Source organism: Pantoea sp. X-Soil-YNGN-785 (genome assembly GCF_059730585.1).
The window spans coordinates 2,689,265-2,706,566 of record NZ_AP035942.1 but is presented as its reverse complement, the minus strand read 5'-3'; the positions used below and the strand labels follow the sequence as shown (position 1 = coordinate 2,706,566).

Below are 17,302 nucleotides of genomic sequence, written 5' to 3'. Positions count from 1 at the left end.
CCGTTAAATGTCCGGCGCGATTCGGGCCAGAGAGTCTCAGGCGTTATGACGCCGGAAATAGTCTATCAGCGTTTCCGGTCGCAGCGGACGGCTGAAGATGTAACCCTGCAGATGAGTCACGCCACGATGGATCAGCCAGGCGGCCTGTTCGCCGGTTTCTACCCCTTCCGCCACACTTTTCAGATTCAGTTTCTTCGCCAGCTGCAGCACGGTGTCCAGCACCGGCGAGGTCAGGGTTTCTGTGCCGATGCTCTGGACAAAACCACGATCGATTTTCAGGTAATCAAACGCATAACGTTCCAGATAGATCAGCGCACTGTGTCCGGTGCCAAAATCATCAATGGCAATATTGATATGCTGCTGATGCAGCCAGTCAAACAGTTCTCCGACGTTTTCATCGCGCACCATGGCGCGCTCGGTAATCTCAAACACGTAATTAAAGTGAGCTGCAGGCATGGTATCAAGCCAGCGCAGCACATCCTGCCGGAAACAGCTGTCAGCCAGATGCAGCGGAGAGATGTTGAGGCTGAGGCAGGCATGACGGGGAATGGTATGACACAACTGGTGTGCATCACGGGAAACCAGCTGAAACAGATGCCGGGTCAGCGGAATAATCAGGTTCTGCGACTCGGCATACTGAATAAACACATCGGGCGGGATCGGGCCTTCGGTCGGATGGGTCCAGCGCAGTAACGCTTCCATGCCATAAGGCTGACCATCATGGGAGGTGACCAGCGGCTGATATTCAACGTGAAACTCGCCGCGCTTCATGCCCCGGATCAGCTCTTTACCCGGACGCTGATAAACAGATAACAGCAGCCAGCAGCCGCCGGAAACCAGCAGTGACAGCAGCAGGCTGCACAGCAGGATATTCTGATAATCACTGAACGCCAGAACCGAACCGAACAACACAAACTTCAGCGGATAGCCTGTCAGCGCCTGCTGATACAGCGGCGGCGGCAGACTTTTATTTTTCATCACGCCAGGCTGCCAGCTGGTTAAGGCACTCTTTTGCGCCATCAGCGCCATACCGGTAATTTCCGGATGCCCGGAGACCTGCAGCTGGTAGGGAGCCAGACTAATATTCAGCGTCGCGAAGACACCTGACTGCGGACTGCCAGGATTTTTAATCCACAATCCCAGCGCCGGTTTATTTGGCTGAAGCGGCGTGCCTGACATCAGCTGCAGATCGATGTCACGTGAGATATCACTATCAGGTGCGATCACATTAAGCGGCAGGCTAAAACTGCCGGTGGCCGAGGAGCAAAAGGCATTGCCGTCGTTAACCAGCAGGATGGCGCGGAGATTACCGGCAAACGCGGCGCGCGAGGTCAGTTCACGATTAATGGTATGACAGGCAGTGTGGGTGAACGGAAGCAGGGGACTGAGGGTGCTGTTGAGCAGGCTGGAAAGCGTTTGCTGTAATGCTGTGCGGCTGTTCTCCAGCAGTTGCTGATGCTGTCGTTCGCGCTTCTGCCAGGTCTGGTGAAATGACAGGGCGGCAAACAGCAGAAAGAATACGCCACCGGCCATCGCACTACTCCATGCGATTCGGCGAGGATAGGTGGCATGGCGCCTTAGCGCCCCCGACAGTGGCATGAGGAACTTCCCCTGATCAAATTATTATTATGTATTGCACACGACTGCTTCGGTTTAAGCGACCGAGAATATAACGAGAGTGTCCGAAATGTCTCGTTATTAATCTGAAATACAATGCTTTTATCTGATAAAACGACTGCCGCTAAGAATAAGGCACGAAAAAAAACGCTGCGTAAGCAGCGTTTCATGTTCTCTGGCTGAGAGAAGATCGAAGGTGATAATCAGGTCGGGTTGCGACTTAATACACGGCGTCCTTCACGGTAACGCTTTTTCCAGTAGTCATCATTGAGACTGGAGATCATGACGCCACTGCTGGTGGAGGCATGAACGAAATTGTCGTTACCCAGATAAATACCCACATGACGACCAGTCGAACCGGCACGGAACATCACCAGATCGCCAGGACGCAGTTTACTGCGGGTAATCTCTTTACCGGTGTCCTGCTGCTCAGAGGTCGAGCGCGGTAATTCTAAGCCAAACTGATCGCGGAAAGTGCGTTGTACAAAGGCGGAACAATCGATCCCGCGTTTGGTATCGCCACCGAGGCGATAGCGCACACCTTTCCAGACGGCGTATTGTTCCATGATGCGCGACTTAACGTCGACGTTACGCACCATTTCTTCAAACTCATCCTGAGACGCCTGAAGTAAAAAACCATTGTGGTTGTTAACTTCATGATTCTCGTTATTCGCGTTTTGACTGCTATGGGTACTGCTACAAGCTGAGAGGAGTGTGGCCAGCGCCAGTGCGGGCACGATCCGCAAGATATATCTCAGTATTGGTTGAGACTTGACCATTATTCGGGTTTTCCTTCGATTTCCTTACGACAAAATTGTCGCCAGCCAGATGACAAAACAGGGAGATTAATAAGCGAAACAGCCTAAGACAAATCCTTAATTACTAAAATGTGTTAATGGACACATTTTAACGGTAAAAAATCCGAATTTTCTGCCGCTGTAGCCTCACTGCGACTGAGGTTAACTGATTACAGACGCCGTGGCGAGTGCTTTTAATCAATTTCATATAGGTTTTTTTGATGTGAAATCAAACCGTAACACACTGACTACTTTAGCAACAATTGTGGTGAAATGATGATGAGAACAGGCAGTGAAAGGGGCGTCAATTCAGGGCATAGCCTCTGTTTTTGGAGTTTTCTTAATTGACAGAGGGTGTTGGTGGCTATTTAACCTGTCAGCAGGGTCATAACCTTTTCTTTTCGTGAATTTAATTAGCAGGCTAATAGTGGTGGGCTGTTTTTTATAAGCGCGGACGGTTAAGACCAGGGCGATTAAATCGTCCGCGCTTAACATTTACGTCACGGGCTTATATTTACCCGGTAATTTGCGATAAAACCAGTTAACCAGCACGTCACTGGCCGGCGTTAATAGCCACCAGCTCAGCCCCACTAATATCACTGACATTGAACCGACGGCAATATCGGTAAACCAGTGTGCACCCGCCATGACGCGCGGCAGTGAAAATATCACCACAATAGCGGTGGCAATTAAAAAACGGCTAAAACCAAAATAACGCCAGATAAAGCAGGCGAAAATAATCAGCATCATACCGTGGTCGCCTGGGAAGCTGTCTTTCGAGGCATCTTTAGCGGGGATACCGGTCAGTTCGCTGACGCGATGCACATTCTCGAAGAACAGCGTCGGACTGGAGTGTTTCACCGGCAACAGGTGGCCCAGCTGGTTAAGCACCACGGCGGTGAGCAGCATAGTGATGCCGATAGCCAGCATCCGCCGCCGCGCCTGTGGCGTTTCACGTCGCCAGATCGACAGATAAAGCAGGCCCATGGCCAGCAATGACACCGCATCAAAACCACGAAAATTGGTGATGGCGACGATCAGTGCGAACAGCGGATGGCTCACCATCTGATTGTTGAAGCCATAGAATATAGTTTTATCAATGCCGAACCAGAAACCATGTTCTGGCGGCAGATACCACGAAAGAAAGAGCACTACGCCCAGTGCATTAAGCAGCAGGATAGTAATAAGGCGGGTTGCGCGCATAATCAGAACTCATTTAAAAAAATAACCGCCGACAATACCTGTCTTAGCGTAAACGGCACTTCAACAACGCCGATTGTAGCCGATTCCAGTCAGCCTGCTGAGAATGGATGATCTCAATGCGGCTATCGGGTGGCGGTGTGGCGAGGGTTTCACTCTGCAACTCTTTTGCCTGGCAGTTAATACGCATTGTGCCTTCTGGCGTGCGCATCACACCTTTAATACGATCGACCGCTGCCTGCCGTACCCACTCCCGCAGTGCGCCGCTGTCGAACAGCGTATCAGCATCAAACAGCCAGCCGCAGGCGCTGTAACCCTGGCCGTGATTCAGCGCCCGACGCCAGCGTGCTTCGCCATCCAGACGTAACGCCGTCAGACCGCTGGTAGGATTTGCCGGATGATGATGATGCGGCAGAGGGAGATCACGTGGCTGATACGGCATATCCAGCAGGGAAAGGGGGACCTGACCAAATTCTGTCTGTATTAATGGACGCGGAGGCTGCATCTGCTGGTGCCAGTCCGCCAGGCGCTGACGGTCCGCTTCATCCCAGCAATCACGCTTGTTGGCGATGACAATATCGGCAGCCGCGAGCTGATCGCGGAAATTTTCATTCGCAACGATGCGAGGATCGGCCAGCTGACGCGCATCCAGCAGTGTCAGGGTGGCATTCAGTTGCAACCACGCCTGATAAACCGGCGCACTTAACATTTCTAACACCTGACGGGGATGGCCCAGGCCGGTGGGCTCAATCAGCAGCCGATCGGGCTTACTCTTTAGCAGCATATTCAGCCCGACCTGCATCGGCAGGCCATTCACGCAACACAGGCAGCCGCCGGGGATCTCTTTCAGCGTGGCGCCGCGATCGGCCAGCAGGGTGCCGTCGATCCCGATCTCACCAAATTCGTTGACCAGCACTGCCCACTTTTCCCCGGCGGGCCTGGCGGCCAGCAGATGGCAGAGCAGCGTGGTTTTGCCGCTACCCAGAAAGCCGGTGATCAGGTTAACGCGTGTCATAAGCCAACTCCTGCCAGAGAATAGCGTGATAATGTAATACTATAACATTATCACGATAGGCAGAAAGCTACCGGTCAGTCTGCTCGACCCATGTAGCGGCGTTCAGCGATATGGATACGGATGCGATCACCATTGCTGAGGTATTCCGGCACCTGGATAGAGAGACCCGTGCTCATGCCGGCTGGTTTGGTGCGGGCACTGGCTGAAGCACCTTTAATGCCGGGAGAGGTATCCACGATTTCCATGTCTACGGTTTGTGGCAGTTCCAGTGCCAGCACCTGACCTTCCATCGTCAGTACGTGAATGCCAGGGATGCCGCCTTCAGGGATAAACAGCAGCTCTTCTTCAATCTGCTCCTGTTTAAAGGAGTAGGGGGTGTAATCCTCATCATCCATAAAAATGTATTCGTCACCATCTATATAAGAGAAGGTCACGCTGCGGCGGCTGAGCGAAATCGCATCAATAATCTCGTCGCCCTTGAAGCGTTCTTCGACTTTTAAACCGGTGCGGACATCGGTAAAGCGCATTTTATACAGGGTGGCGGCACCGCGTGCGCTGGGGCTCTGGACATCAATGTCCTTAACCAGCAGCAGTTTACCGTTGTGCGTGACGGCCATCCCTTTTTTGATTTCATTGGCTTTTGGCATTGCTGTTCTCGCTATCTTGAGAGTGAAGTGCGCGCAACGTTACTCGCGCCGGTGAAAACTGGCAATATCGTGGATGCGAAATTTTATGTCAGGCCGCGGCTTTCATGGTAATTAGCGCGGTGGACTGCTATTGTCGCCGCGACTTTCTCTGCCGGAGCACAGCATGCAATGCCGTAGCCAATGCGGTGCCTGTTGCACGGCACCTTCGATCTCCTCGCCGATTCCTGGCATGCCTGACGGCAAGCCCGCCAACACGCCCTGTATTCAGCTTGATGACACACTTCGCTGCAAACTGTTTGGCTCACCACTGCGTCCAGCTGTCTGCGCAGGTCTGCAACCCACACACAGCATGTGCGGCGATTCCCGTCATCAGGCGATGACATATCTGCTGCAACTCGAAGCGGATACCGCGCCCTGAGGCGCTGACGCTGCTGAAATTTCTGGTCCGGCAATCTCTGGTTTACAGCAACCGCGTCAGCCTGTTCACTTTTTATTCCCCTTAACCGCCCTGAAATGTGCGTAACATCAAAAATCTGTTACGCCATTTGCGCATTTTCTTGCCTCCGGAAAGTTGCTGTACCACAATCCCTGAAACGTTTCAGCGGTGACTGCGCCACCTGTTTTCAACAGCATGGCGTAAAAAAATCCCCACTGGCTGAAACGATTCAATCTCAGCAAGCGAGGAGAATTATGTTCCAGCTCGAATTGCAGGCCATCCATACCGGAGCCAGCGCCCAGAACAAAGAAGAGGCCATTCGTCAGGTCGCTGCCGCGTTAACCGCTGCAGGTAATGTGACGGAAGGCTACGTCAACGGCATGCTGGCGCGCGAACAGCAGACCTCAACCTTCCTCGGCAACGGCATCGCCATCCCTCATGGCACCACCGATACCCGCGATCTGGTGCTAAAAACCGGTGTTCAGGTGTTCCAGTTCCCGCAGGGCATTGCCTGGGGCGACGATCAGACCGCCTATGTCGCTATCGGGATTGCTGCTAAGTCAGATGAACATCTGGCGCTGCTGCGTCAGCTGACGCATGTCCTGAGCGATGACTCTATTGCCGAACAGCTTAAAACCGCCTCTGCTGAAGATCTTCGTGCGTTGCTGATGGGCGAGAAACAAGCCGCCGAGTTCAGCTTCGACACTTCATTAATTACCCTGAACGTCGCCGCCAGCGATCTGATTACCCTGCAGGCAATGAACGCCGGTCGGCTGCAGTCCGCGGGCGTGGTGGATGCCAGCTACGTCGCAGACGTGGTTTCAACGACGCCGCTGAATCTGGGGCAGGGCATCTGGCTCAGCGACAGCAGCCTCGGCAACCTGCGCAGCGGCGTGGCTATCAGTCGCGCTGAACATGCCTTCGACCATAAGGGCGAACAGGCTGCACTGTTAATCAGCGTGTCGGCGACCGATGAGTGTCCGCTGGAAGTGCTGGGCTACCTCAGCGCATTACTGCAGCAGGGCAAAGCCGATCGTCTGCTGAAAGCTGATGCGGCAGGCGTTTACGCGCTACTGACCAGCGAAGTCGATGAGCAGGCTGAGGTGCTGACCGCCGAATACACCATCCGTAACGAACATGGCCTGCATGCCCGTCCGGGCACCGCGCTGGTCAGCGTGATCAAGCAGTTCAACAGCGACATCACCGTGACCAACCTCGACGGCAGCGGTAAACCTGCCAATGGCCGCAGCCTGATGAAAGTGGTTGCGCTGGGCGTGAAGAAAGGCCATCGCCTGCGCTTCACTGCCAGCGGTGACGATGCACAGCAGGCGCTGAACGCGATTGAAGAAGCGATCACCAGCGGTCTGGGCGAGGGGGCATCATGAGCAGACGCGTCGCCACCATTACGCTGAATCCGGCGTATGACCTGGTGGGCTATACCCCTGAAATTGAACGTGGCGAAGTGAACCTGGTGAAAACTACCGGGCTGCATGCTGCGGGCAAGGGCATCAACGTTGCCAAGGTCCTGAAAGACCTGGGTATCGATGTCACCGTGGGTGGCTTCCTGGGTAAAGAGAATCAGGACGGGTTCCAGCAGCTGTTCAGCGAGCTGGGCATTGCTAACCGTTTCCAGGTGGTGCCAGGCCGTACCCGTATCAACGTTAAACTCACTGAACAGACCGGCGACGTTACCGATCTGAATTTCTCCGGTTTTCAGGTAACGGGTCAGGACTGGGATCGTTTTACCACCGACTCGCTGACCTGGCTGGGCCAGTTCGATATGGTCTGCGTCAGCGGCAGCCTGCCGGAAGGTGTCGATCACGATGCCTTTACCCGCTGGATGACCGAACTGCGCACCCACTGCCCTTGCATCATCTTTGACAGCAGCCGCGAAGCACTGGTGGCAGGCCTGAAAGCCGCACCGTGGCTGGTTAAACCTAACCGCCGTGAGCTGGAAATCTGGGCCGGCCGCAAACTGCCAACCCTGCAGGATGTGATTGGTGCTGCGCACGAACTGCGTGAGCAGGGCATCGCCCATGTGGTGATTTCGCTGGGCGCAGAAGGCGCACTGTGGGTCAACGCCTCAGGTGAATGGATTGCTAAACCGCCGGTGTGTGAAGTCGTCAGCACCGTGGGTGCAGGTGATTCCATGGTTGGCGGCCTGATTTATGGCCTGCTGATGCGCGAATCCAGCGAACACACGCTGCGTCTTGCGACTGCTGTGGCGGCAATGGCCGTCAGCCAGAGCAATGTCGGCGTTTCCGATCGTACTCAGTTGGCCGCAATGATGGCGCGCGTCGACTTACAACCCGTTAACTGACAGCAGGAGAGCGATAATGAAAACGCTGCTGATTAAAGACCCTGTACTGGGACTGGCTTCCGCTTATATGGCGCAACAACGTCTGGCTGCGGCCGCACCTGCTGCGGGCCTGACTCTGACTGATAACCCTGCCGACGCTGAACTGGCGATCGTGCTGGGCAAAAACGTGCCGGACGATGCGGCGCTGAACGGTAAAGCGGTCTGGCTGGGCGATATCCAGCTGGCAGTCCGCGAGCCGGAAACTTTCCTGAACCGGGCGAAAGCCGAAGCCAAAACCTGGCAGTCAACCGCTGCGGTGGCCACACCGGCTGGCGCTGCTGCTGCGGCACCGGCTCAGACTGGCGCGCCGAAACGCGTGGTTGCCGTTACCGCCTGTCCGACCGGCGTGGCGCACACCTTTATGGCTGCCGAGGCGATTCAGGCCGAAGCGACCCGCCGCGGCTGGTGGGTGAAAGTTGAAACCCGCGGTTCCGTGGGAGCCGGTAATGCGATTACTCCGGAAGAGGTGGCTGCTGCCGATCTGGTGATCGTCGCTGCTGATATCGAAGTCGATCTGGCGAAATTTGCCGGTAAGCCGATGTACCGCACCTCAACCGGTCTGGCGCTGAAGAAAACCGCGCAGGAACTGGATAAAGCGGTAGCAGAAGCGAAGCCGTATAAAGCGGCGGCTGCCGGACAGAGCAATACCAGCGAAGAAGAGAAGAAAGGCGGCGCGGGGGCTTATCGTCACCTGCTGACCGGTGTTTCTTACATGCTGCCGATGGTGGTCGCGGGTGGTCTGAGCATCGCCCTGTCGTTCGCTTTTGGTATCACAGCCTTTAAAGAGCAGGGCACACTGGCTGCGGCACTGATGCAAATCGGTGGAGGCAGCGCCTTTGCCCTGATGGTACCGGTGCTGGCGGGCTTTATCGCCTTCTCTATTGCTGACCGCCCGGGTCTGACGCCAGGTCTGATTGGCGGTATGATAGCCACCAGCATCAACGCAGGCTTCTTAGGCGGTATCATCGCGGGCTTTATCGCCGGTTATGCGGCGAAGCTGATCAGCGGCAAGGTGAAACTGCCGCAGAGTATGGAAGCGCTGAAGCCGATACTGATTATTCCGCTCTTTGCCAGCCTGATCACCGGTCTGCTGATGATCTACGTGGTGGGTAAACCAGTTGCAGGCATCATGAATGGCCTGACGCACTGGCTGGCCAACATGGGTACGGCGAATGCGGTCCTGCTGGGTGCGATTCTGGGCGGCATGATGTGTACCGATATGGGTGGTCCGGTGAACAAAGTGGCTTACGCATTTGGCGTTGGCTTACTGAGTTCGCAGACGTATGCACCCATGGCCGCCATCATGGCCGCCGGTATGGTGCCACCGCTGGCGATGGGTCTGGCTACGCTGGTTGCCCGTCGTAAATTCAACAAAGGGCAGCAGGAAGGCGGTAAAGCGGCACTGGTTCTGGGTCTCTGCTTTATCTCTGAAGGTGCGATTCCGTTCGCTGCCCGTGACCCGATGCGCGTTCTGCCTTGCTGTATCGTCGGCGGCGCGGTTACCGGCGCGATCTCCATGGCGATTGGCGCGAAACTGATGGCACCGCACGGTGGACTGTTTGTCCTGCTGATCCCTGGCGCAATCACCCCGGTTGTCGGCTATCTGATGGCGATTATCATCGGCACCGCGATTGCCGGTCTGAGCTATGCAGTTCTGAAACGTCCGGAAGAGCAGCTGGCGAAAGCCTGATGTGCAGAAGTGCCTAATCTGCTGAAGTAAAAATAACAGGGAGCCGGATGGCTCCCTGTTATTCCAGTTGACAAAGTCGGGCCCGGTGGCGGTGAGACCGAGCTGGCACTGGGAACACGGTCAGATCGGAAAGACGCAAAAGCCGCCATCCATGGCACGCTCGGCCCGCGCGATTACGCACCTCATCCCTGAGGTGCGCCCGTAAACGGGCCAACGCGTTGCGTTGTTCAAAAACGCTCCCGGCGTTTTTATCCGGGCGGCGGGACGCTTTCCTCCTCTGACCCTGTTCCCTGCGCATTGAGCTAATACGTTGCTGCCAGGTTCAACCGGCTTTCGGTTCGTCAGCGGTCTGAGGGAGCCATCTGGCTCCCTTTTTCTATCCCTGCTGCTCGGCTTTCAGCCAGGCAATCTCATCTTTCCAGATATCGGGATTGATGGTCTCCAGAATCAACGGGATACCATCAAACCGGGGATCTTTCATCAGCCAGCTAAACGCCGTTTTGCCGATATTCCCTTCACCCAGACTGTGATGGCGGTCAACGCGACTGTCAAAGGCGCTTTTGGCATCGTTCAGGTGCATGCCGCGCAGATAGTCAAAGCCGACAATGCGCTCAAACTCAGCAAAGGTCGTTTCGCAGTCCGCTTCGGTGCGCAGGTCATAACCGCCAGCAAATGCATGGCAGGTATCAATGCAGACGCCGACGCGCGTCTTATCTTCGACATGCTCAATAATGGTGGCGAGATGCTCGAAGCGGAAACCCAGGTTACTGCCCTGACCGGCGGTATTCTCAATCACGGCGGTCACGTTCTGCGTCTGATCGAGCGCGATGTTAATCGACTCTGCAATCCGCTTCAGGCACGCTTCTTCGTCAATCTGATGCAGATGGCTGCCGGGATGGAAGTTGAGCAGCGTCAGGCCGAGCTGATCACAACGTTGCAGTTCATCAATAAAAGCCGCGCGGGATTTCTCCAGCGCCTCTTCAACCGGATGACCGAGGTTAATCAGAAAACTGTCGTGCGGCAGGATTTGCTGCGGACTGAATTTGTACGTCTCGCAGGCGGCGCGAAAAGCATCAATCACCTCGGTGGAGAGCGGGGCGGCCTTCCACTGACGCTGATTTTTAGTAAAGAGGGCGAAGGCGGTGGCTTCTATTTCATGGGCGCGGATCACGGCCTGATCTACGCCACCTGCCGCACTCACGTGTGCGCCAATATATTTCATGCCTTACTCCTGGGGGCTATGCACGGGTGAAGCGGCATGATACCCGATGCCGCTAGCCCATGAAATGTTGCACCAGCAGATTGATGGTGCCGCCGCCCGCGATTAACCAGCCAAATACCAGTGCGCCCAGCAGCAACGGTTTAACGCCAGCCTCACGCAGCGCGCCAAAACGGGTGGTTAAGCCCAGCGCGGCCATCGCCATTGCCAGCAGCAGACCCGCCAGTGCATTCAGCGTGGCCACCAACGCCGCAGGCAACAGTTGCAGCGAGTTAAACAGCGCGACCGCGATAAACAGCAGGGCGAACCAGGGAAAGGTCACCGGCTGACGCGCCTGGCTCGCGTTGCGTTTGCCGCGGATTACCGCACTCAGGCAGAGCAGGAACGGCGCCAGCATCATTACCCGCAGCATTTTGGCAATCACGGCGCTGTTCTCAGCCTCCGGGCTGATACTGTGCCCGGCGGCCACGACCTGCGCCACTTCATGAATGGTTGAGCCAGTGAATACCCCAAACTGTGCGGCACTCAGCCCCGGAAACAGGTGATGCGCCAGCGGCCACAGCAGCGGATAGATAAAGATGGCCAGCGTGCCGAACAGCACCACAGTCGCGATAGCCACCGCAACTTTCGATGGCGCGGCTTTCACCACCGGCTCGGTCGCCAGTACGGCCGCCGCACCGCAGATACTGCTGCCTGCACCAATCAGCCAGACGGTATCGCGATCCAGCTTCAGCAGCCGGATGCCCAGCAGGCAGGTCACTAAGAAGGTGCTGCTCAGCGTCAGCGCATCAATCAGGATGCCGCTGAAACCGACGTCAGCGATCTGCTGTAAAGTAATGCGAAAGCCAAACAGGATGATCCCCAGCCGCAGCAGCTTCTGCTTAGCCAGCACCACGCCGCTGTCGCAGCGCGACGCCAGCGGCATATAAATGCTATTACCGACCAGGATGCCCAGCATAATCGCCAGGGTCAGTGAACCCAGCCCTGCTGCTGCAATTGCCGGTTGCTGCGCCAGCCAGCTGGCAGCCCCGGCAATCGCGGCAGTCAGCAGCAGACCAGGGAACCAGAGCGCAACGGGATGATGCGTTTTAGGGATGCTCAGTTCGGTCATGGTGTCACTCCTCGTGGTTGAGTCATGATCATGAGGGCGACTGGCTTAAAAGTGAAATTGATAATATATTTATAATTGACCAGAATAAACGATAAGGCAGCAATCATGATAGTTTCGCGTCTGCGCCGCTGGGCGACGCTGATCAAAAAAGATATGTTCGTGCTGTGGTTCGCCTTTCGCGATCCGCGCACGCCCTGGTGGAACAAGCTGGGCATGCTGGGGCTGGTTGCTTATGGGGTCAGCCCGATCGATCTCATCCCGGATGTGATCCCGTTTGTCGGTCTGCTGGATGACGCGGTGATTATTCCCACAGGCGTCATGATCCTGTTGCGTCTGCTGCCGCGAGAGGTGCGCATCACCAGCAGCGAGCGGGCGCAGTCCCAGCGTTCGCGCGGCAAAAAGATGGCAGGCTGGCTGGTAGTCATCGGGCTGATCTGGCTGGCGTTAATCATTTACTTTGTCAGGCACTCACTGAGTTAAGAGGCGACGATGCACATTACGCTGCGGCAAATCGAAGTGTTCACCGAAGTGCTGAAGAGCGGCTCCACCACTCAGGCGTCGCAACTGCTGGCGCTGTCGCAGTCGGCGGTCAGCGCGGCGCTGGCCGATCTGGAGAGTCAGCTCGGGGTACAGCTGTTTGATCGGGTCGGCAAACGGCTGGTACTGAATGAGCATGGGCGACTGCTCTATCCGCGTGCGGTCGGGCTGCTGGAGCAGGCGGGCGAAATTGAGCAGCTATTCAAAGAGGATAACGGCGCGATCCGCATCTTTGCCAGCAGCACCATTGGTAACTATCTGCTGCCGGGCATGATGGCGGCCTATCGTCGCGATTTTCCCGGTCTGCCGCTGGAGCTGAGCGTCGGCAACAGTCAGGATGTGATTCAGGCGGTTTCCGATTTTCGCGTGGATGTCGGCCTGATTGAAGGGCCGTGCCATATGACCGAACTGGTCAGCGAACCCTGGCTGGAAGATGAGCTGGTGGTGTTTGCCGCGCCCGATGCCGCGATTCTGCAACAGCCGGTAACGCTGAAAACCCTGGCAGAAGCGCCGTGGATCCTGCGTGAACGCGGATCCGGCACCCGGGAAATCGTCGACTATCTGCTGCTGTCTCACCTGCCAAGTTTTCAACTGGGTATGGAGCTGGGCAACTCCGAAGCGATCAAGCATGCCGTGCGGCACGGCATGGGCATCAGCTGTCTTTCGCGCCGGGTGATTGCCGATTTGCTGGAGGCGGGGACGCTGATAGAACTGACGATTCCGTTGCCGCGTCTGACCCGGACGCTCTATCGCATCCATCATCGGCAGAAGCATATTTCAAAGGCACTGACGCGCTTTTTGTCCTATTGTCGTGAGTGATTGCTAATAATTCGGGCGCGATCATGAACTTAACTTATAACAGTATGGCATCAGCTATACAGAGGCGGTCTGGCTGCTACAATCGCGCCTCATTTTTACCCAGCGTAGCGTTAACACATGCATAATGACTCAAAAACAACACAACAACCTGCATTACGACGTGCGTTAAAAGCCCGTCATCTGACGATGATCGCCATCGGCGGCTCCATCGGTACCGGCCTGTTTGTCGCCTCCGGCGCTACCATTGCTCAGGCTGGCCCCGGCGGGGCACTGCTCTCCTACATGCTGATCGGCCTGATGGTCTACTTCCTGATGACCAGTCTCGGTGAGCTGGCAGCCTTCATGCCCGTATCCGGTTCTTTCGCCACCTACGGCGCAAAATATGTCGAAGAGGGCTTTGGTTTCGCACTCGGCTGGAACTACTGGTACAACTGGGCGGTGACCATCGCGGTTGACCTGGTGGCGTCCCAGCTGGTGATGACCTACTGGTTCCCCGACACGCCGGGCTGGATCTGGAGCGCGCTGTTCCTGGGACTGATATTCCTGCTTAACTACATCTCAGTAAAAGGTTTTGGCGAGGCGGAGTACTGGTTCTCGCTGATTAAAGTGGCCACCGTCATTATCTTTATCATCGTGGGCGTGCTGATGATCACCGGCATCATGCGCGGTGCGGCGCATGCGGGCTGGCAGAACTGGCAGGTGGGCGATGCGCCATTTGCGGGCGGCTTTGCGGCGATGATTGGCGTGGCGATGATTGTGGGATTCTCCTTCCAGGGCACCGAGCTGATCGGTATCGCGGCGGGCGAATCTGAAGACCCGGCAAAAAATATTCCGCGTGCCGTGCGGCAGATTTTCTGGCGTATCCTGCTGTTCTATGTGTTCGCCATCCTGATTATCAGCCTGATTCTGCCGTATACCGATCCGCAATTACTGCACAACGACATTGACGATATCAGCGTCAGTCCATTCACTCTGGTGTTCCGCAACGCGGGTCTGCTCTCTGCGGCAGCGGTGATGAATGCGGTGATCCTGACGGCGGTGCTGTCTGCCGGCAACTCCGGTATGTATGCCTCAACGCGCATGCTGTACAACCTGGCCTCTGAAGGTAAAGCGCCGCGTATTTTCGCGAAGCTCTCAAAGGGCGGCGTGCCGCGCAATGCCTTATGGGCGACCACCGTCGTGGCCGGGCTGTGCTTCCTGACCTCAAAATTTGGCAATCAGGAAGTTTATCTGTGGCTGCTGAACACCTCAGGCATGACCGGTTTTATCGCCTGGCTGGGTATTGCCATCAGTCACTATCGCTTCCGTCGCGGCTATGTCGCCCAGGGCCGTGACCTGAACGATCTGCCATACCGTTCCGGCTTCTTCCCGCTGGGACCGATTTTTGCCTTCGTGCTCTGCCTGATCATCACGCTGGGTCAGAACTATCAGGCCTTCCTCAACGACAGCATCGACTGGTATGGCGTAGCGGCAACCTATATCGGTCTTCCGCTGTTCCTGATTATCTGGTTCGGCTACAAGCTGACGCGCGGCAGCCGTTTCGTGAAGTACAGCGAGATGGATTTCCCGGTTCATAAAGATTAGCTCTGTGCGCTTGCGCTGTTGAGTCAGATGCCTGACACAGCGCGTTGAGGCTGCTCCCGGCCTTAAAGCGATGGGAGCATACGTCTGAAGCAAAGCATAGCGGGCCATGGATGGCCCGCGCTGAGCATGCCAGGGATGGCGTTTTTGCGTCTTTGCGAAAGACGTATGCTCCCTGAGCAAGTGCCCCATCTGCAACCTCAACGCGCTGTATCTGCCGGTATCCTGCCCATATCAACACCGTTTTTTACCCTTTTTTCACGTCTCGCTTATCTTCACGAATTGATAATTATTATCACCTGCACTATTGTGGCTGCGTTTTCTGACGTGATAGCCACACAGGGTTCAAACATGACTACCGAAACTTCGCTGCTGGCGGGGGAAGAGACGCTTCACCACACCATGCAAAATTACCATCAGGTGCTGCGCCGCCGCCTGATCTGGATTGGCGTATTACTGGTGGCCATTGTCGCCTCGCTGATCCTCGACTTCACGCTGGGTCCGGCCGGGCTCTCACTTGATACGCTGTGGAATACGCTGCTCAGCCCTGACAGCGTGGATGCCGGCACCCGCGTTATCGTCTGGGACATTCGTTTACCCTATGCGCTGATGGCGCTGGTGGTAGGGCTGTCGCTGGGCCTGGCAGGTGCAGAGATGCAGACCATCCTGAACAACCCGCTGGCCAGCCCCTTTACGCTGGGTGTCTCCTCGGCGGCGGCGTTTGGTGCTGCACTGGCGATCATCCTCGGTGTGGGTATCCCCGGCATTCCTGATCAGTGGTTAATCTCTGCCAACGCCTTTGTCTTTGCGCTGTTTGCCGCGCTGATGCTGGATGCCGTGACCCGCTGGACGCAGGTTTCATCGGCGGGCGTAGTCCTGTTCGGTATTGCGCTGGTCTTTACCTTTAATGCGCTGGTCTCAATGATGCAGTTCATCGCCAGCGAAGACACCCTGCAGGGTCTGGTGTTCTGGACCATGGGCAGCCTGGCGCGTGCTTCCTGGGAGAAGCTGGGCGTATTAACCGTCGCGCTGGCCATTCTGGTGCCGTTCTCGATGATGAGCAGCTGGAAGCTGACGGCGCTGCGTCTGGGTGAAGATCGTGCGGTGAGCTTTGGTATCGATGTTCGTCGTCTGCGCCTTACCACCCTGCTGCGCATCAGCATTCTCTCGGCGCTGGCGGTGGCGTTTGTTGGCCCGATCGGCTTTATCGGTCTGGTGGCACCGCATATTGCCCGCATGATGTTTGGTGAAGATCACCGCTTCTATCTGCCCGCCAGTGCGCTGGTTGGTGCGCTGGTGCTGTCGCTGGCGTCGGTCGCCTCGAAAAACCTGCTCCCCGGTGTGATCATCCCGGTCGGCATTGTCACCTCACTGATTGGCGTGCCGTTCTTCCTGAGTATTATTCTGCGTCATCGGGGGACAGTGTGATGGAACAGGGTCTGACGTTACGCGGCTTCAGTGCCGGGTATCCCAAACATAAAGTCATTGAAAATCTCAACGTGGCGCCGCTGCCACGCGGGGAGATCACCGTGCTGCTCGGGCCGAATGGCTGTGGTAAATCGACGCTGCTGCGCGCGCTGGCCGGGCTGAATAAAGGTCAGGGTGAGATGTGGCTCAACGGTGAAGATCTGATGACCCAGCCGTTTGCCCGTCGCGCAAAGAATGTGGTCTATCTGCCGCAGTCATTGCCTGCTGGCGTGCATCTGCATGTGCTGGAGTCGATCATCGTGGCGCAGCGCGCCTCGGGTGGACTGCACAGCGCCAGCAGCGAAGCGGAAATCATGCATCTGCTGGAACAGCTGGGGATTGCGCATCTCGCGATGCGTTACCTCGACCAGCTCTCCGGCGGACAGAAGCAGCTGGTCGGGCTGGCGCAGTCACTGATCCGTCGCCCTAAGCTGCTGCTGCTGGATGAGCCGCTGAGCGCGCTGGACCTCAATTACCAGTTCCACGTGATGGATCTGGTCCGCCGCGAAACAGCCCAGCGCAACATCGTGACGGTGGTGGTGGTGCATGACATCAACATCGCGCTGCGTCATGCGCAACACGCGCTGATGCTGAAGCAGGGCGCGCTGGTAGCGGAAGGGCAGCCGGATAAGGTGATCACGCCTGCTACGCTGGCGAAGGTGTATGGCGTGAATGGCCGTATCGAACACTGCTCGCGCGGCATTCCGCAGGTGATGATCGACGGGCTGACCGGACCGGCACTGGTCTGAGAATCTGGCAGGCCTGGCCTTGAGCCAGCGTTTGCGGCAGTACAGTATGCAGAAAAAT

The 17,302-nt window shown here is 56.4% G+C and carries 16 protein-coding genes; 9 read left to right on the top strand and 7 right to left on the bottom strand.

Features of this window, described 5'->3' with window-relative positions; translation table 11 throughout:
- Positions 1 to 36: 36 nt before the first annotated feature.
- The 5 genes from pdeN to yeiP form a co-directional block, all read right to left on the bottom strand.
- The gene (pdeN, locus tag AC6I8E_RS12580) at positions 37 to 1,599 is read right to left on the bottom strand and encodes a cyclic di-3',5'-guanosine monophosphate phosphodiesterase PdeN (RefSeq protein ID WP_187266244.1); all 1,563 of its coding nucleotides are present in this window, start codon (positions 1,597 to 1,599) and stop codon (positions 37 to 39) included.
- Between the two features lie 221 nt (positions 1,600 to 1,820).
- Positions 1,821 to 2,396 carry a bifunctional murein DD-endopeptidase/murein LD-carboxypeptidase gene (gene mepS, locus AC6I8E_RS12575; protein WP_013358530.1) on the bottom strand — a complete coding sequence of 192 codons (576 nt, stop codon included), beginning with the start codon at positions 2,394 to 2,396 and terminating at the stop codon, positions 1,821 to 1,823.
- Positions 2,397 to 2,909: 513 nt separating this feature from the next.
- Positions 2,910 to 3,617 carry a phosphatase PAP2 family protein gene (locus AC6I8E_RS12570; protein ID WP_013358529.1) on the bottom strand — a complete coding sequence of 236 codons (708 nt, stop codon included), beginning with the start codon at positions 3,615 to 3,617 and terminating at the stop codon, positions 2,910 to 2,912.
- 43 nt (positions 3,618 to 3,660) lie between these two features.
- Positions 3,661 to 4,629 (bottom strand): CobW family GTP-binding protein, encoded by a 969-nt coding sequence (locus AC6I8E_RS12565; protein WP_312215678.1) that lies wholly within the window; start codon positions 4,627 to 4,629, stop codon positions 3,661 to 3,663.
- A gap of 74 nt (positions 4,630 to 4,703) precedes the next feature.
- A complete protein-coding gene (yeiP, locus tag AC6I8E_RS12560) occupies positions 4,704 to 5,276 on the bottom strand; it encodes an elongation factor P-like protein YeiP (protein WP_003854146.1) in 573 nt (190 codons plus the stop codon).
- 163 nt (positions 5,277 to 5,439) lie between these two features.
- Between yeiP and AC6I8E_RS12555 the strand changes: the two genes are divergently transcribed.
- The 4 genes from AC6I8E_RS12555 (at position 5,440) to fruA (ending at position 9,761) form a co-directional block, all read left to right on the top strand.
- On the top strand, positions 5,440 to 5,694 hold the full coding sequence (locus AC6I8E_RS12555; RefSeq protein WP_147789442.1) for a YkgJ family cysteine cluster protein: 255 nt from the start codon (positions 5,440 to 5,442) through the stop codon (positions 5,692 to 5,694).
- Positions 5,695 to 5,966: 272 nt separating this feature from the next.
- Positions 5,967 to 7,097, top strand: a complete 1,131-nt coding sequence (gene fruB / locus AC6I8E_RS12550; protein WP_312215674.1) for a fused PTS fructose transporter subunit IIA/HPr protein — start codon at positions 5,967 to 5,969, stop codon at positions 7,095 to 7,097.
- Positions 7,094 to 8,032 (top strand): 1-phosphofructokinase, encoded by a 939-nt coding sequence (gene fruK / locus AC6I8E_RS12545; RefSeq protein WP_033733296.1) that lies wholly within the window; start codon positions 7,094 to 7,096, stop codon positions 8,030 to 8,032. Before fruB ends, fruK begins: the two co-directional genes overlap by 4 nt.
- A 16-nt stretch (positions 8,033 to 8,048) precedes the next feature.
- Positions 8,049 to 9,761 (top strand): PTS fructose transporter subunit IIBC, encoded by a 1,713-nt coding sequence (gene fruA / locus AC6I8E_RS12540; protein WP_013358522.1) that lies wholly within the window; start codon positions 8,049 to 8,051, stop codon positions 9,759 to 9,761.
- A 376-nt stretch (positions 9,762 to 10,137) separates the two neighbouring features.
- Here the strand turns inward: fruA and nfo are convergent, their stop codons facing one another.
- Positions 10,138 to 10,983, bottom strand: coding sequence for a deoxyribonuclease IV (gene nfo / locus AC6I8E_RS12535; RefSeq protein WP_195857839.1), 846 nt, complete (start codon positions 10,981 to 10,983; stop codon positions 10,138 to 10,140).
- Positions 10,984 to 11,035: 52 nt separating this feature from the next.
- Complete coding sequence (locus tag AC6I8E_RS12530; RefSeq protein WP_110330654.1) at positions 11,036 to 12,091, bottom strand: YeiH family protein; 1,056 nt, start codon at positions 12,089 to 12,091, stop codon at positions 11,036 to 11,038.
- A 105-nt stretch (positions 12,092 to 12,196) separates the two neighbouring features.
- On the opposite strand from AC6I8E_RS12530, the gene AC6I8E_RS12525 reads away from it, so the two are divergent.
- From AC6I8E_RS12525 to AC6I8E_RS12505, 5 genes are all read left to right on the top strand, one after another.
- Positions 12,197 to 12,571, top strand: coding sequence for a YkvA family protein (locus AC6I8E_RS12525; RefSeq protein WP_497824054.1), 375 nt, complete (start codon positions 12,197 to 12,199; stop codon positions 12,569 to 12,571).
- Between the two features lie 9 nt (positions 12,572 to 12,580).
- Positions 12,581 to 13,447: a DNA-binding transcriptional regulator YeiE gene (gene yieE, locus AC6I8E_RS12520; protein WP_147789438.1), complete on the top strand. Its 867-nt coding sequence runs from the start codon at positions 12,581 to 12,583 to the stop codon at positions 13,445 to 13,447.
- 117 nt (positions 13,448 to 13,564) lie between these two features.
- A complete protein-coding gene (locus AC6I8E_RS12515; RefSeq protein WP_497824053.1) occupies positions 13,565 to 15,031 on the top strand; it encodes an amino acid permease in 1,467 nt (488 codons plus the stop codon).
- 348 nt (positions 15,032 to 15,379) lie between these two features.
- Positions 15,380 to 16,456, top strand: coding sequence for a FecCD family ABC transporter permease (locus tag AC6I8E_RS12510; protein ID WP_003854131.1), 1,077 nt, complete (start codon positions 15,380 to 15,382; stop codon positions 16,454 to 16,456).
- Entirely contained in the window at positions 16,456 to 17,244 is a 789-nt protein-coding gene (locus tag AC6I8E_RS12505; RefSeq protein WP_033783692.1) for an ABC transporter ATP-binding protein, read from the top strand. The genes AC6I8E_RS12510 and AC6I8E_RS12505 overlap by 1 nt, the downstream gene beginning before the upstream one ends.
- Positions 17,245 to 17,302 lie beyond the last annotated feature (58 nt).

Excerpts from the sequence above, each read along its gene's own strand:
- pdeN (WP_187266244.1), bottom strand. The coding sequence starts at position 1,599 with ATGCCACTGTCGGGGGCGCTAAGGCGCCATGCCACCTATCCTCGCCGA.
- mepS (WP_013358530.1), bottom strand. The coding sequence starts at position 2,396 with ATGGTCAAGTCTCAACCAATACTGAGATATATCTTGCGGATCGTGCCC.
- AC6I8E_RS12570 (WP_013358529.1), bottom strand. The coding sequence starts at position 3,617 with ATGCGCGCAACCCGCCTTATTACTATCCTGCTGCTTAATGCACTGGGC.
- AC6I8E_RS12565 (WP_312215678.1), bottom strand. The coding sequence starts at position 4,629 with ATGACACGCGTTAACCTGATCACCGGCTTTCTGGGTAGCGGCAAAACC.
- yeiP (WP_003854146.1), bottom strand. The coding sequence starts at position 5,276 with ATGCCAAAAGCCAATGAAATCAAAAAAGGGATGGCCGTCACGCACAAC.
- AC6I8E_RS12555 (WP_147789442.1), top strand. The coding sequence starts at position 5,440 with ATGCAATGCCGTAGCCAATGCGGTGCCTGTTGCACGGCACCTTCGATC.
- fruB (WP_312215674.1), top strand. The coding sequence starts at position 5,967 with ATGTTCCAGCTCGAATTGCAGGCCATCCATACCGGAGCCAGCGCCCAG.
- fruK (WP_033733296.1), top strand. The coding sequence starts at position 7,094 with ATGAGCAGACGCGTCGCCACCATTACGCTGAATCCGGCGTATGACCTG.
- fruA (WP_013358522.1), top strand. The coding sequence starts at position 8,049 with ATGAAAACGCTGCTGATTAAAGACCCTGTACTGGGACTGGCTTCCGCT.
- nfo (WP_195857839.1), bottom strand. The coding sequence starts at position 10,983 with ATGAAATATATTGGCGCACACGTGAGTGCGGCAGGTGGCGTAGATCAG.
- AC6I8E_RS12530 (WP_110330654.1), bottom strand. The coding sequence starts at position 12,091 with ATGACCGAACTGAGCATCCCTAAAACGCATCATCCCGTTGCGCTCTGG.
- AC6I8E_RS12525 (WP_497824054.1), top strand. The coding sequence starts at position 12,197 with ATGATAGTTTCGCGTCTGCGCCGCTGGGCGACGCTGATCAAAAAAGAT.
- yieE (WP_147789438.1), top strand. The coding sequence starts at position 12,581 with ATGCACATTACGCTGCGGCAAATCGAAGTGTTCACCGAAGTGCTGAAG.
- AC6I8E_RS12515 (WP_497824053.1), top strand. The coding sequence starts at position 13,565 with ATGCATAATGACTCAAAAACAACACAACAACCTGCATTACGACGTGCG.
- AC6I8E_RS12510 (WP_003854131.1), top strand. The coding sequence starts at position 15,380 with ATGACTACCGAAACTTCGCTGCTGGCGGGGGAAGAGACGCTTCACCAC.
- AC6I8E_RS12505 (WP_033783692.1), top strand. The coding sequence starts at position 16,456 with ATGGAACAGGGTCTGACGTTACGCGGCTTCAGTGCCGGGTATCCCAAA.